This window comes from Pseudomonas sp. R4-34-07, assembly GCF_003852375.1.
In the GTDB taxonomy this organism is placed as follows: Bacteria; Pseudomonadota; Gammaproteobacteria; order Pseudomonadales; family Pseudomonadaceae; genus Aquipseudomonas.
Genome location: NZ_CP027760.1, coordinates 3,986,506 through 4,001,626, shown reverse-complemented (window position 1 = coordinate 4,001,626; position 15,121 = coordinate 3,986,506). Strand labels below are relative to the sequence as shown.

General features: G+C 61.3%; 6 protein-coding genes. 3 read left to right on the top strand and 3 right to left on the bottom strand.

The genetic code is table 11. The annotated features are described in order from the left end of the window. Positions 1 to 127: 127 nt before the first annotated feature. On the bottom strand, positions 128 to 1,516 hold the full coding sequence (locus C4J85_RS18350; protein WP_124410424.1) for a class II fumarate hydratase: 1,389 nt from the start codon (positions 1,514 to 1,516) through the stop codon (positions 128 to 130). Positions 1,517 to 1,708: 192 nt separating this feature from the next. Between C4J85_RS18350 and C4J85_RS18345 the strand changes: the two genes are divergently transcribed. The 3 genes from C4J85_RS18345 (at position 1,709) to C4J85_RS18335 (ending at position 5,652) form a co-directional block, all read left to right on the top strand. Next, positions 1,709 to 2,227, top strand: a complete 519-nt coding sequence (locus tag C4J85_RS18345; RefSeq protein ID WP_003236690.1) for a DUF2059 domain-containing protein — start codon at positions 1,709 to 1,711, stop codon at positions 2,225 to 2,227. Positions 2,228 to 2,232: 5 nt separating this feature from the next. Further along, complete coding sequence (locus C4J85_RS18340) at positions 2,233 to 2,526, top strand: BolA family transcriptional regulator (protein ID WP_124410423.1); 294 nt, start codon at positions 2,233 to 2,235, stop codon at positions 2,524 to 2,526. 138 nt (positions 2,527 to 2,664) lie between these two features. Next, entirely contained in the window at positions 2,665 to 5,652 is a 2,988-nt protein-coding gene (locus C4J85_RS18335; protein WP_124410422.1) for an RHS repeat-associated core domain-containing protein, read from the top strand. 73 nt (positions 5,653 to 5,725) lie between these two features. Here C4J85_RS18335 and C4J85_RS18330 read toward each other — a convergent pair whose 3' ends face one another. Together C4J85_RS18330 and C4J85_RS18325 are read right to left on the bottom strand one after the other, a co-directional pair. Continuing rightward, a complete protein-coding gene (locus C4J85_RS18330; RefSeq protein ID WP_124410421.1) occupies positions 5,726 to 10,309 on the bottom strand; it encodes a SpvB/TcaC N-terminal domain-containing protein in 4,584 nt (1,527 codons plus the stop codon). After that, positions 10,306 to 15,120, bottom strand: coding sequence for a neuraminidase-like domain-containing protein (locus tag C4J85_RS18325; protein ID WP_124410420.1), 4,815 nt, complete (start codon positions 15,118 to 15,120; stop codon positions 10,306 to 10,308). Before C4J85_RS18325 ends, C4J85_RS18330 begins: the two co-directional genes overlap by 4 nt. Position 15,121: the final 1 nt, after the last annotated feature.

Genomic DNA, 15,121 nt, shown 5'->3' with positions numbered 1-15,121 from the left:
CCTAAGCCGCCGTTACCGCAGCAAAGGATATGTACTCGCTCTGATCCAACATAATGGCCGGCTGTCAGGCCGCCATCGGGGGCAAGTCGAATCGTCGCACCGCCCCTCCCACATTTGCCTTTGGCGCTTAGTGCCCGGCTTCCAGCATATTCTCCGGGCGTACCCACTGGTCGAACTGCTCATCGGTCAGATAGCCCAGCGCCAGCGCCGCTTCGCGCAGTGTCAGCCCTTCGGCATAGGCCTTCTTGGCGATCTGCGCGGATTTGTCATAGCCGATATGCGGGTTCAGCGCGGTCACCAGCATCAGCCCGCGTTCCAGGTGTTCGGCCATCTGTTCGGCGTCCGGTTCGAGGCCGGCGATGCAGTGTTCCTGGAAGTTGTTGCAGCCATCGGCCAGCAGGCGGATCGATTCCAGCAGGTTGTGGATGATCACCGGTTTGTACACGTTCAACTGCAGGTGCCCTTGGCTTGCGGCGATGCCAATGGTCACGTCGTTGCCCAGCACCTGGCAGGCCAGCATCGACAGCGCTTCGCACTGGGTGGGGTTGACCTTGCCGGGCATGATCGAGCTGCCCGGTTCGTTGGCTGGCAATTTGACTTCGGCCAGCCCGGCGCGAGGGCCGGAGCCCAGCAGGCGCAGGTCGTTGGCCAGTTTCATCAGCGCCACGGCGAGGGTTTTCAGCGCGCCGTGCAAGGTCACCAGCGGCTCATGGCCGGAGAGGGCGGCGAATTTGTTCGGTGCTGTGACGAACGGCAAGCCCGACAACGCCGCCAGCTCGGCGGCAATCGCCTCGCCAAAGCCGTGGGGCGAATTGAGCCCGGTGCCGACGGCGGTGCCGCCCTGGGCCAGCTCGCACACGGCGGGCAGGGCGCTGCGGATGGCGCGTTCGGCGTAGTCCAACTGCGCGATAAACGCCGAGACTTCCTGGCCGAAGGTGATCGGTGTTGCGTCCATCATGTGGGTGCGGCCGGTCTTGACCAGCTTCATATGCCGCGCCGCCAATTCCGCCAGCCCACCGGACAACACCGTGATGGCCGGCAGCAACTGCTCGTGAACCGCCTTGACGGTGGCAATGCTCATGGCCGTGGGGAAGCAGTCATTGGAGCTCTGTGAGCGGTTCACATGGTCGTTGGGGTGCACCGGGCTTTTGCCGCCGCGGTTGTTGCCGGCCAGTTCATTGGCGCGACCGGCGATCACTTCGTTGGCGTTCATGTTGCTCTGGGTGCCGCTGCCGGTCTGCCACACTACCAGCGGGAACTGGTCGTCATGCTGGCCGTCCAGCACTTCGTCGGCGGCCTGTTCGATCAGGCGGGCGATGTCGGCGGGCAAGTCGCCGTTACGGTCGTTGACCCGTGCAGCCGCCTTCTTGATCAGGGCCAGGGCATGCAGCACCGCGACCGGCATGCGCTGTTCGCCGATGGCGAAGTTCACCAGCGAACGTTGGGTCTGGGCGCCCCAGTAAGCGTCATCCGGGACGTGGACGTCTCCCAGGCTGTCAGTTTCGATACGGCTCATCGGGCACACTCCTTCAGGTTCGTTTGCGCAGTTTAGGCTGTGATCGGCCCAGGGGGTTCCAAAAAACACGCTTCATCGGATTTGCCCCCCGCAAAACCAGGCCCGACAAGGCCTGGGGTTGAGCCGCGAGGTTTTTTAGGCGCAGAATGGTCGCCCTTGGGGTTTTACCTCGCCTGCTAGAAAGGAAACTCGATGACTCGTCTTCGTGCCATCTGTACCGCGGTTGCTCTGGTTTGCGCCAGCGGCCAGGTTTTTGCCGATACCGCCAGCCACAACGCCAGTGCCGAAGCCTTCCTTACCCTGGCCCACGCTGACAAGCTGGGTACCCCGGTATACATGCAAGTGCAACAAATGTTCGCCCAGCGTTTCGAACAGACCAAGGCGCCTGCCGCCAAGCAGTCGGTCCTCGACAGCTACCAGGCCAAGGCCAATGCCGCCCTGGACCAGGCTATCGGCTGGCCGAAGCTGAAGCCGGACATGGTCAAGCTCTACACCACCAACTTCAGCGAATCGGAGCTCAAGGACCTGGTTGCCTTCTACCAGTCGCCACTGGGCAAGAAAGTCCTGGAAAAAATGCCGCAACTGACCCAGCAGTCGGCCCAGATGACCCAGGCCAAGCTGGAAAGCGCCGTGCCGGTGGTGAACAAGCTGTTGGAAGACATGACCAACGAGCTGACGCCCAAAGCCGCCGCACCGGCCAAGAAGAAGTAAGCAGAATGACCATGCAACAGCGTATCGAAACGGCACTCGCCGCCCTGAGCCCGCAACACTTGAGCGTGCTGGATGAAAGCCACATGCACAGCCGTGGGTTGCAGACCCACTTCAAGGCCGTGCTGGTCAGCCAGCAGTTCGAGGGGCTCAACCGCGTCAAGCGCCACCAGAAGGTCTACGCCAGCCTGGGTGACCTGATGAACGAGTTTCATGCGCTGGCGCTGCATACCTACACGCCTGAAGAATGGGCGAACATCGACGCAGCGCCGGCTTCGCCGACCTGCGCCGGCGGGCATTGAGCGCAGCCTCGACCCGCGCGAGCGGGTCGGGGCGATGCCAGTACCCGGATACACAAAACATCCTCCAGCACCACCTTGCTCCACCCCCGCATCCCTAGGCTTTCAGGACTACTTATTGAGCAATAAGGTCTTGAGGTCATGCCTGATTCCATCCATCGAAACACGCCGTCCCTGGCCGCAGTCGACCCGCGTGGGTTAATTGTTCGTAACATCAACTACCACCGCGCACGTGCAGAGGTTGAACCGCAGGTGCGCGTTCATCGTCAAGTGTTTGGCAGTACGGGCTTGATGATTGAACAATGGGACCCGCGTTTGTTGCAGTTGGCCCGCGCACAGCCGGACACTGCGCCCAATCAACGCACGGTCTATAGCCTTGGCGGACAAGCGTTGCGCACCGACAGCGTGGATGCCGGCTGGCGGCTGACGCTGATGGGGGAGGCCGGGCATTTACTGGAAGAATGGGATGGGCGGGGCGCGCACCAGGCTCATCGCTACGATCAGTATCTGCGTCTGGTCGCCGTGTTCGAGCAAGCGGCCAGTGACGAGCAAGCGCGGTGCGTCGAGCGTCTTGCCTATGCTTTATCCTCGGCTGAAGAGGTCGCACGCAACCGCTGTGGCCGGGTGATTCGCCACGATGACGGCGGCGGCTCATTGTTCCACGAGGCGTATGGGCTGCACGCGCAGGTTGCGCAGCAAACCCGACGCTTCCGGCTGGCGGGTGCCGCGCTGGATTGGCCGCAGCCCGATGCACAACGCGAGCAGCGCCTGGAGGCCGAGACGTTCCAGACATCCGTGGGGTTTAACGCCCTGGGTGAGCGGTTGCATCACACGGACGCCAAGGGCAATCGCTTCGACTACGCCTACGGCATTGACGGCCAACCGGCGAGTATCGCTGTGACGCCCAAAGGCGGCGTGCGTACGCAGGTGCTGGGCGATCGCCGCTACAACGCCGCCGGCCAGGTGCTTGGCGAGCGCGCCGGCAATGGCGTTGTGCGGGCCATGCACTACCGTGAGTTCGATGGTCGCTTGCGGCAAATGACTGCCCATCTGCCCGCACAACCGGGTGCGGCGCTGCAAGACCTGCGCTACGCCTATGACGGCGTTGGCAACGTCGTGCGGATCGACGACCTTGCCCAGCCGACGCAATGGTCCAGCAACACCCAAGTCGGTTCGGCCAGCCTTTATGAGTACGACACGTTGTCGCAACTGACCAAGGCCACCGGCCGCGAGACCGCCGGTAACCCGGGAGGTTCGGCATTACCGGCCAGGGTAGCGTTTGGCTCGACTGACGACAGCGTATGGCGCCGCTACACCCAGCGGTTCAGCTATGACGCGGCCGGCAACGTGCTCACGTTGCAACATGTGCCCAGCAGCGGCACGGGCTTCACGCGGCAGATGAGCGTGGCCGCAGGCAGCAATCATTTTCTGCCCCAGGCCGATGGCACCACCGCGCCGGGGTTGGGCCAGGGCTTTGACCGCAACGGCAACCTGCAAGCGCTGGCAGGCGACCACCCGATGGGCTGGGATGTGCGCAATCAACTGGTGCGCCTCACGCAGGTACGACGCGCGGGCGGCAACGACGATGAAGAACGCTACGCCTACGATGCCACCGGCCAGCGCATCCTCAAACGCCGGGTCGCCCAGGCCCGGGGCGTGATGCACACCGCCGAGGTGCGCTACTTGCCGGGACTGGAAATTCGCCATGACAGCGCAACGGGGGAGCAACTGAATGTCCTCAACCTCGATGCCGGAACCACCACCGTCCGTGTCCTGCTTTGGGATCGCCACCCTTCGAGAGGGCGCCAGGACGCGCAGATCCGTTACGGCTTGTCGGACCACTTGGGCAGCAGCAGCCTGGAACTGGGCGAGCAGGCGCAACTGCTCAGCCAGGAAAGTTATTACCCCTATGGTGGGACCGCGTGGTGGGCGGCAAAAAACGCCAGCGAGGCGAGTTACCGGTTCATCCGTTATTCAGGCAAGGAGCGCGATGCCAGCGGGCTGTCTTACTACGGCTACAGGTACTACGCACCGTGGTTATGCCGCTGGATCAGCCCGGACCCGACCGGCGATGCCGATGGCTTGAACCTGTACGCGATGGTTGGCGGTAACCCGGTCACCAGGGACGATGCGCAAGGGCTGGCCGCAACCCCGGCTTTGGAGGCGCCCCGGGACAAACAAATACGCAGGCTTTCCATCAGCCGCAGGCTGGCGAATATAGGGTGGATTATGCGCTCGAGGATACAAGCGGCCTCGTCGGCCGCGATTCGCGATGGTTTATCCACCTATATCGCCAATGCCGTCGCGACGGGTGTCGAGCTGGCGGTATTCAGCACTCTCCAGCCCACGCCGGAACGCAATCAGGCCTTGCGCTATAGCGTCGTCGCGCTGGATGCCCTGGCCACGTTCCATATGAGCACCGGTATCGCCGGTAACTGGACCCGCATGGCGCCACAGATCGGTGCTATTTCGGCAAGCCTTGTGGGCGCTGCATATGCCGTCCAGGTTGACACGCTGAGCGTTCAAACCGAGGAACAGTGGGACCCCATAGCGGTGCAACGGTTGAGCGGGCATGTTCGCTCGCTCTCCAGGGAACTGATGCAGCAGATCATGCGTGGTCACGGCAGCGGGTCATCCTGGGGCAGCACGCCCCTGCGGGCCAGGCTCGGCCGCACCGCCGGCGCGACGGCAGCGTACGCGGTCGCCACCGTCGCCAACGCGGTGTACGGCGGCGAAGTGCCTGCGCTGATGCAACCCAATGTGTCCCCCGCAGTTGAAGCCTACGATGGGGCGATGGGAGCGATGATTCGTAGCGGTCACTCCACGGCCGCCCACGATGCCCATGGCCTGACCGTGCAGACGCCGGACCCTGCGGCGCTGATGCACGGCGGACTGAGCAGAATGTTCAATCAGGTGTGGACGTACTGGGCCGCGACCGGGATTGAGGCGTTGGCCGTTGCGCTCACGGGCCTGCCCCAGGCTGCGCAAAGCGGGAGCACTCGCACGATAGTGAGGGTGGCCCGCGGCCTGATTGCAGCACTGACCGAATGGCGCGGCTTTTTCGTAGTGTATGCCAGGCGCGGGTACACAACCCTTGCCTCGAACTGGAGCGCAGCCCGGCGATCCTGACAAGCACAAGGATGGGCCGTCGCGGCGGCCCATGTTTGCGTGTTACCAAAAGTTGTTTACATATCGACAGCCCTTAGGGGTTGTCAGTCAGTACCTGGGCGGGGTGCAGCTCGTCGTAGGTGTCGTTTTCGTCCTCATTGACGGTGTACCAGGCCCAATAGGTGGTGCGCCGCATGAATCCTCCTGCGGTGAGTGTCTGTGTCGGGCGCCCGAGAGGGTCATACAATTGCCGGTCGCTGTGGCCCAGCTCGCGCATGGAGTGATCGTTGACGTAGGCGTGGCTGTTGGCGAAGTAGGCGCGATAGAGGCGTATGACCAAGCCCTTGTTGTTGTATTCGACACGCTCGCTGACGCGCCAGCGGGGGTCGGCGTGCACTTGGCGCAGCTGCTGCTTCAAGATGCCGGATGCATCCGCCAGCTTGTCGACCAACAGGTCGCCCTTCTCGTCGACTGCATGGGCCGGGCCTGGTTCGGTCTTCTGCTTGGTCTGCAATGAACGGCCGAAGCCATCCCAGCAGGTCAAGGTCATGCGCACCTGTCGTTCGGCATCGCCGGGGTAGCGGTCGGCTTGCAGCACGAGCCCATGTACCGGCGTCCGGCTGGCCGCATCGATCAGCGCCTTGAGTTGTACTTCGCTGTCGCTGAGCGTTTGACGACCGTCACTCAGGCGCAATCGCGCGCTCATGCGGATATGCCCGCCGGGGAGCAGGTAGCCTTTGGTAATCCACTCGGGCTTGACCTGGGCCGGGTCGATGCTGCCCATCCAACTGAACGGGGCGTAGCAGTGCGCGCTGGCCATGTCTTGCAACACGCTTTGCGCCTGTTCGATGGCAGACCCAGGCGTTCCATGCTCGAGCGGACGGTAGCTGTCCAGCGCGGCGAAGCCCACCCTGAGGCTTTGTTCATGGCCGTGAAAGCTGCTGGCAAGCAACTGTCCAAAACCGTCATAAAGCGCCTCTTGAACCGTGCCGTTTGGGTCGACGATTTTTGTCGGCAGCAGCAATCGATAGTCGTATTCGGCTACGGTCACGCAATCGTCGGGGGCTTTCACCCGCAGGGTTTGCAGCGTGTAGGCGTCGTATTGAAGGGTCGTTTCGCCGTGGGCCTTGGTGGCCTGCAGGGCCCTCAACCGACAAAACCGGCTGGGCTTGTCATAACGGGGAAAGTAGCGGCAAATCGACCATAGGCGGTTTTGCGCGGGCGGCGCCTCGCCGTCGAACAGAAAAAACATCGCCATGGTGCGATAGCCACTCTCGGTGAGCGTTTGCACCAGGTCCACCGTGGGTTGGTTGGGCATGCCCGGGATGTCGTTGTAAACCTTCAAGGCCTGGTCATCCAGCTCGGCGGTTTCCAGGTAATCGGTCAGTGCCTGGGCTGTGGCGACGCCGGGGTCCAGGGTTTTACCCAAGCCACCGGCCTGCCGGTAGCGCTGTACCGACAAGCCGCTCAGTGTGCGTAAAGCCCCTGCGGCCAATGGTCCGTCGCGAGTGTCGATGAACCGTTCATAGGTGATGCGCGCGGGGGCCAGCCCGCCAGGCGCCGGCGCTTTGCCGAGCACCAGTGCGTTGTCTCGTTGGCGGTAGGGCAAGGCCAGGCGCCACTGCTGTGCGCCGTCCAGGTGAATCGGCTGTGCCAGCGTTTCGCTCAGGTAATAGAACTGTTGCGCGCTGTCATGGGTATCGCGCCACCAGCGCTGTTGGTGCTCATTCACCAGCACGGCGGGTGGCGGGTCGCTGGCGGTGGTACGGCGGGCATAATGCAGGGTCACGCCATGCACCAGGCAACCATAGGCGTCCCAGCGCAGGTTGATCTGGTGCTGGCAGAGGGGATCGTCTGCCACGCCTTCATATTGATAGCTGATCGACTCCAGGGCTAATGGCAGCAACCGGGCGTAGGGCGTATGGGCACTGGCCGGCACCAGTTCGCGGACCAGATACCGCTGGTGTTTGACCGAGTAGGGCACGGCGTCGTGCGCCGGGTCCGCCGCCATCACCTCGACCCGCAGCACACTGCCACTCAGTGCACGGGCCGCCTCGCGTGCCAGCGCCGGCGCAGGATCGCTGATCAAGTCGTCGTGATGATCCAGCGGCCCTGCCTGGGCCGTCGCTCTGTAGCGGCTTACCAGCGTGCGCCCGAGGGTCTTGGCTTGCGGGTCGTGAGGGCTTTGGTCGAGGGTGGGCATGTCAAGGGATCGACCGGTATGAAACCAGGTTTTGCTGCGCAAGGCTGCGCTGGAACCTGGCGGGTTGCGTGCGTCCTTGCGGCGTTCGGTGTCGGTTTGCAGCACCAGCCCGAAGCCACGGAACTCGCGATCCAGGCGGTCGTAATACGCCTGTCGATAGCTCACGCGCTGGGTCAGTTGGTTGCCGGTGATCTCGTCCCGTTGGCTTTGTTGGCTGACCAGCAGCAGCGCAAAGGGTAACCGGCTGATCGCAGGCTGGCCCGTGGCATGCAGTTCGCGTTTTTCGTCCAGCCACTCCTGGGCACTGCTGCGATAGTTGATCAATGCCTGGGCGCCCATGTTGTTATCGGTGCGCCTGAGGAGCCAGGGCTTGTGGCTGAAAAAGTCATAGCGCCAGTGGATGGAGCTCTGGTGGGCAGCGGTCAGGATCAGGCTCGGACAGCCCTGGCCGAGCACGTCGATAACGCTGACCTGGCAGTGGTCGTCATACTGCACGCCCTCTGGCCACGGTACGTTGATCGCTTGTGTCTCGAAGCCGTTGCCGCCTTTGTTGAGGAAAATACTCAGGTGAGCGGCGCTCAAATACAGCAGGTCTGCCGCGCCACCGCCATTGAGGTCGACGAGCAGTACATGCGCCGCGTTGAACGTTTGATAACGCAACGGCAGCGTGGCCAATACGAACCCCTGGCCAAAACGGCCGCGACCCAGGTTCGGCCAACATTTCACTTCGTTATGCCGGATACGCACCAGATGCTGTTGGCCGGTGGCGAGCACATCGCTGAACGCCACCAGTTCGTTGGGCGAGGAGGAAATGACCGGCAAGCCATCGTCGGGCCCATGCGGCACCTCGGTGGCGGGTGCGAAGCCGGATGCCCGGCGATGTTCATACAGGCGCACGCTACGCGGGCCGATCATCGCAAAATCATGACGGCCTGCCCCCATCAAGTCAGCGAGCGTGCCCTGCGGGTGGAAGAATTCCGACGGGAATGCATCGAACGGCGTATAGGCTGACCAGTTGCGCTGTTCGTCCAGGCTGAAAAAACCGTTCATCCCGGGCCCCGCCACCAGCCAGTCCAAACGCCCGTCGCCGGTCACATCGGCCAGCGCCTGGTGGATGGGCCGGGTGCTGTCGGCCACCGGCAGCCGCGTCAGCTCCACGGCCGCGCCGTAGGTCACCTCGTTGCTGGTGCGCGGGTGTTGCGGCCTGAGCGGTTCATGGTAATACCAACATTTGTCTGCGCGGTACAACACACCGGGCAGGCCTTCGCCATACAGATCCACCAGTTGATAACGAGCGCCGCCATGCGGCTTGGGCAATGCAGCGAATGCCTGGTAGCGGCCAGGGTCAACCTTGAGCTGGCTCGACTCATAAAGGCACTCCAGCGGCGGGCGGCTCACGCTATTGCCCGCGCTGTCGAAGGCTTGCTCATGCACCGCGCTCAACAGGCTGACTTGCGAGGAGATGCGGTATTCCAGCAGCAGGCGCTGGACCAGCACCGGGTCGACGCCCATTTGCGTTTCTTTGGGGAAGTGGTGAAACATCAGGATCTGGCTGCAGCGGCGCAGGGTGCGTAACTCGAAGCCGAAGGCAAAATCCGAGCAAGGGTCGGGCCGTGTCGGCCAGTCCTGGATTTTCAGATACGTCGGGCGCTTATCCAGTTCGAGGGCGCGTTCGCCATAATCGAAGAGCAATTGAAAGTGCCAGCCCATGTCCGGTTTATCGTCGGTCTGCCAGAGGTAAAGCTGCTCCTGCTCCCTGGCGGTGAAGTTGCCGTAGCAGACGCTTTGCAGGTAATGCCGGGCGCTGCAGTCCCTGGGGTAGCGCGCGGTGTCGGTTTCTTTCGTGTAGTGATAATAAATGTGCTCGCCGTGGGCGTTCAGGCTTTCCTGCAACAACCACTGCGCCACATGGTGCGGCTGGTCTGGATCGGCAATCCGGGCCAGCGCGGTTTTTCCGTAAAGGTGCTGGCTGCCATCGGCACCCTGTATCAACCAGAAGCCGGCCGTGTCGGTTGCCGATTGCCAGTGTTCGATACGGTCGAAGCGGCCCTCGACCCTGGGGAAGTGGCGGGTGACCGTATACGCGATGGGCAGTGGCAAACCATTGAATGCCGCGTGGCTGCTGCTGATGATCGCGCCCTCGGCGTCGCGTTCCGGTAGCCAGATTTGCGCGTCGGGGCCCACCAGCACATCGTGCATCGTGTAGCCAGGCGCGCCATGGGAGGTGCGCCGGCTGACGGCAGGCTGGGGCACCCCCCAGCCCAGGCCGAAGGGGCCGTTACCGGCGCCGCTGTGGTAGGTCAGCGACATGGCCGGCGCGTAGCCACGGCCGGGCGAAATCGGCAAGGCAATTTCAAAGCTTGCCGTACCGCTGGAGCCGATATCGCCCCAGCCCTTGCCGGTGCCCTGGATGGCCGCACCGCCTTTGGGCAGGGCCGGGGTATTGACCTGCAGCATGGAAGTGTCGTCGCTCATGCCTGACCCCCACTGGCAGCGGCTGCCCTGGCGGTGTAGCGCAGGTGAATGACAATATCGTTGATGGATTCCAGGACGGCTTTTTGCCCGCTCGGGTTGGGGAATTGCAGGGTCCAGTCGGAGATGGCCCCCGTGTATTCGAACGGCAAGTAACGCTCGTTGCTGTCGAACGTGAGGGTGAACAGGCCGTTGTCATCCAGCCCGGTGGACAGTGCGATTTGCTGATGGGCACGCCGGTCCGTGCGCTGCTCGCCGGTGGGCAGTTCGATTTGGTTGCGAGTCTGGGTCAGTATCGCCTTGATGTCTTCATAGGGGCCCAGGGTCGCGGGCAACGATACGCTGATGCCCTTGATCCGTCGCAGGATGTGCCCGGGGTAATCCTCTTCGAACAGTGCCGCAGGTAATTTGAAGCACAGCGTGCCTTTAGTGACCAGTTGTCGTTTATGAGCAGTCCACTTCTCTTCAGTCGTGGGAGGCGGCGTCTGGGAGGTGTCGGTTGCGGGGGGGGAGAGCTCGCACTCGTGCAGGCGGTGGCGCAGGGAAATGGTCTTGACGATCTCCAGATCCCGCACGTTATGGTTCAAATAGGCCGCGTTCATGTTCAACAGCGACAGCTTCAGGGCTTCACCCGCCAGATAGCCTCGGTAGTTGTTGTTCCAGGCGCCCGGCTGGATAAACGTGCGCGCATAGTCCGCTATCTCGTACTGCCAGCACGCCTGGGCGCTGCGGCACAGGGAAAGGCTAAGGTCATAGACTTGGTAATAGAACGTGCTCAACTGAGCGTTGAGCCAGTCATACAGCTGTGCCTTGGAAAAGCGCTTGGCCAACAATTGATAGTTCGACCAGGCTTGGGCCAGGGAGGTCTGGGCCAGGCGCAATTGCAGGCGCGTGGCTTTTTCCTGCTCGGCATAGGCCTGTAATTGGGCATCGACCTGGGCCAGTTCGAGTCGGGCCTGCTCCTGGGCATGGGCCCACTCTTGCGCCCGGCGGTTGAATTGCTCGGAACGATCCAAGTCTGCGGCGGTGCCGCGCAGCGCCGTGGCAACGCCTTGGGCGATGGCTTGGGCGGCATAGAACGGGCCTTCCCAACGCGAGCCGCCGACACTGGTACCGAAGATATTGGGTGCCACCATCGCGACGCCGGCCGCTGCGGCGGCGGCGCAAGCGGCGGTGTCGAACCCGGTGCTGATCAGGTAGAGCAAGCCTGCCTGGGATTCGCCGGCGCTGATGCCTTCGGTGAGCTGGTGTGCGTAGTAGTGCATCCGCGACTCGATCATGCGTCGGCTGGCGTCGAGTGCCTGGCGGTTCCTTGCGTCGATCTGCAACGCCTGGGTTTGCTGGGTCACGACGATATTGGCCAGGTCCCACGCCTGTTGTTGCTGTAACTCCAGATATTCCGCCTGTTCCTTGCGTTCAATCAGGGTCAGCACCGTACTGCCGAATTGAATCACCGCTTCGGCGGCCGTGAGCGCGTGGCCCGACATGACCTGGAAGCGATAATGGCCGACGTGCGCGTCGACGAACGGCGCGGCACCACCTTCGCCGAAAGCCCCTTGGCCTTGGGCGGCCAGCAGTTTGAGCGGCGACAGCGGCGCCCCGTAGAGCGGCAGGTGCAAGGGTTTACCGGTGATGTCCAGATTGTGCCGCAGATTATGCAGACGGCTTTCGAGCTTGTCCCAGCGCGCCACCAGTTCGGCGTTGAAAGGCAGGCGCAGATTATCGGTGTCCGTGAGCCAAGGCAGTGCATCGCCTTCGACCGCCAGGTTGACGTCGATGGTCGGGTTGGTTCGCTCAAGTTTGGCCAGGGCCTCAGATCCCTGCGTGGCCAGCGCGCCAAGGGTGATCTGCGCCCACGGTTCAGTGATGCTGACCTTGGGGCGTGAGCCAAGGAAATGCTGGGTTCGGGTGTACCAGAGTTTGGCTTGGGTCAGGCTGTCCGGGGTGAGCTGGCGATAGTCTGCATCGCCGCGATTGAGCAGGATGTCCAGGTAAAACAGGTAGATCGCCTTGCGAAAATGCACGGGTGAGCGTATCGCCAGTTCGTGGGGATCGTGGCTGGTGTAGCCGGGCAGCCGTTCTTCACGGGCCAGTTCGCGCAAACCCCAAAAGGCAGGCCGTTTGCTGGACGCCTCGGCGACGCGCCCAGGGTCGAACAGATAGCCGAGCCAGGCTTGCGCTTCGGCATAGCGTTGCTCCTGATTCAGGCGATGGGCTATCAGCCAGGGCGCGTACAGGAACAGCTCCCAGAAGTACTTGCCGTTAGCACCCGTGAAGTCGATGCCTTCTGCTGTGCCGCCAGGTGTGAGTGGCGGCTCTTTCCAGGTTTCTGGCGTTAACGAGAACAAATGGTCAAGGCTGACATTGGCCGCCTGGACCAGCTTGGCGGCAATACAGGTATTCATGCGCAGGGTGGCGGGCATGCCGGCAGGCAGGCTTGCCGAATTGTTGGAAAAGTCGATGAATTCAGCGGTGCCGAGTTCGCCCGATTCGAGTCTTTTGATCGTCGGCGCCAGTTGCGGGTTGAGCGTGGGGTCAGAAACAGGTGTGGTCAGCGTCAGGGTTGCCGTATTCAACGCATAGCCGAGGATTTTCGCGCCGCCTTCGCCAGGCTCAAGCGTCACCACCCCATGTAGCAGGGTGAAACCGGACTTCATCTGCGCCTGCGTCACCGGAATGCGCGTCGTGACCCGATGCCCGTCAGGCAATTCGGGACTGGACCCGGTGAGGCTTTCGTGAGCGGTGTCCTGGAAACTGATGATGCGATGAGAGTTGGCAGTGATGTTTTCGGTGAATGGGTAGTCTTTGAAGTTCGCACTCATGATGACGTGTTTATAGGCGCGTAAGTTGGGCGTGGTCACGTTTGCCTTTCGGACTATCAGTGTGTTTTCCGAATGCAGCTTGTTTTTATTATCCTCTGGACTGGTATAGACGTGATAACGGTCGAGGTTGATATGGAACTGTTTGTGTGTGTATAAATTTACGAAGGCGTTTTTGTCGACATAGTTACCGTCCAGCAAAAGGTTGTTTTGCGCGTCTGTTCGATGGGTAAACAGTGCGCCGTCAGCATCACTTACAGCGTTAGGGAATTCCTCATGGGTGGTCGAATTTTTTAAATACAGTGCGCAGTACTCAGTTCTCTGCTTTGTGGAGGCACCGCTGATCATAGAGCCCTTGCTCAGTTTAAGTTGAGTGGCTTTGGGGTCATCCAGCGCATCATGGGTCATCAGCTTGATAGTGACATCCTGCTGTTTATCCAAGATGACGGCGTACTGGTGCTGGAAACGGCCACTGAGAGTAGAAGAGAACACAAGTTCCTGAGTGTTTGAATCGAAAGAAACGTCAGTGGTATCGGTGTTTTTTATGTTTGTCTGTTTTTTTTCGAAATTCCAATGGTCGTTTTCTTCGAAAATCATCTGCGACGCGATAGTAATTTCGTAGTCGGCTTTGGGCGCTATTTTAAACTGCAAGTTGCCCTGGTTCTTGTGAGCGAAGAGCGTGAGAAACTGCCGGGCGCTGTCAGGCAGCAATTCGCTGTAATACCCGTTAGTGCTCTGCAGCTCGCCCTTGAGTATGGCCTGTACTTCGGTCTTCTGGGACGGGTCGAAGGGTTCCATCAGCCGGTTTATTTCTTCGGCCAGCGCTGAGCCGGGCAGCACGCTATAGCGTCCGGGGCTGCCGCCATCGGCGACGGTGGTGATAGTGAAGGACTGGTCGATATGGACGGCCTGGAAAAACCTGCCAATGAAATTATCCTGCTGTTTGGGATCTTTACGGCTGGTAGCGAGCACACTTAAAAAAAGCACAGGCGTGCTCTTGCTGTCGACGATTGCCACCGTTTGCGTAATGCCTTTGAGCAGCTCCGAACTGGATGCGTTAACGTCTTCGGTGGCGCAATATTGCTCAATGCACGCCTGAGGCACGCTCCAACTGCCGTCATGCTTCTTATACGAAAAATTGAGCCGGAATTTGACGTAGTGGGTGTTGATCCAATCGGCCAGATCTTCCTTTTCCTCCGAATCCGATCGCGCCGGCTTGAACGAACTGGACGGGGTGGGTTTGATGCACTCGGCCCAGATGAAAAATAGCCGGCTATTGAAGTACACCGGCCGGATACTTTGCTCGGCGGTGGCGTCGGAGACCGACAGGTTGATTTTTTTCCAGTCTGACCAGGCGTCCTGCAAGAGCACCGCGCCGGAGCGCCTGGACAGGTCCAGCGAGCGCCAGTAATAGGTGTTCTCGGAGGTGGATTTACCGACGAAGTAATAGGTGCCGCTGTGCAGGTTGTTCAAGTCGGCGTCTATATAGCCGTTGAGTGTGCGTATGTTGGCGGTTTCCTCGAACCTGGCCAGATACTGCTGAACCGCCGTGGTGACGGTGTCCGCTTGAATTCGGTATTGGCTGAGGTCGTTTTGCAACTGGTGAAAATTGTCGGTCCTGTTCCGTCGTAACGTCGGGTCCAGATAGTTGGCCGGGTGGTAGTGCAATTGCTGACTGGCACTCCACAGCGGGTAGGTGTGCAACTGTTCGCGCCAGATCTTGTTTTGTTGCGCGGTCATGCCCTGATGGGCATAGCCCGGCTCCAGGCCCAGTTCAATACGGCTGATGTATTGCTGCAGGCTGGAAATGGCGCAGGCTACCGGGCTGGTTGGCACGGCTTGGCTGACTTGTACGTCGAGTAGCCAATACGCATAAAGGTCATCGGCATTGCCGATGGTTGCCTTAAGCGCATCAGGCACTTTATGGGTGAGGTAGTACGCGAGCATGGCGTCGCGCAGGCTTTCATTTAGCTGTTGGTCAAGCGAGTGAGACATG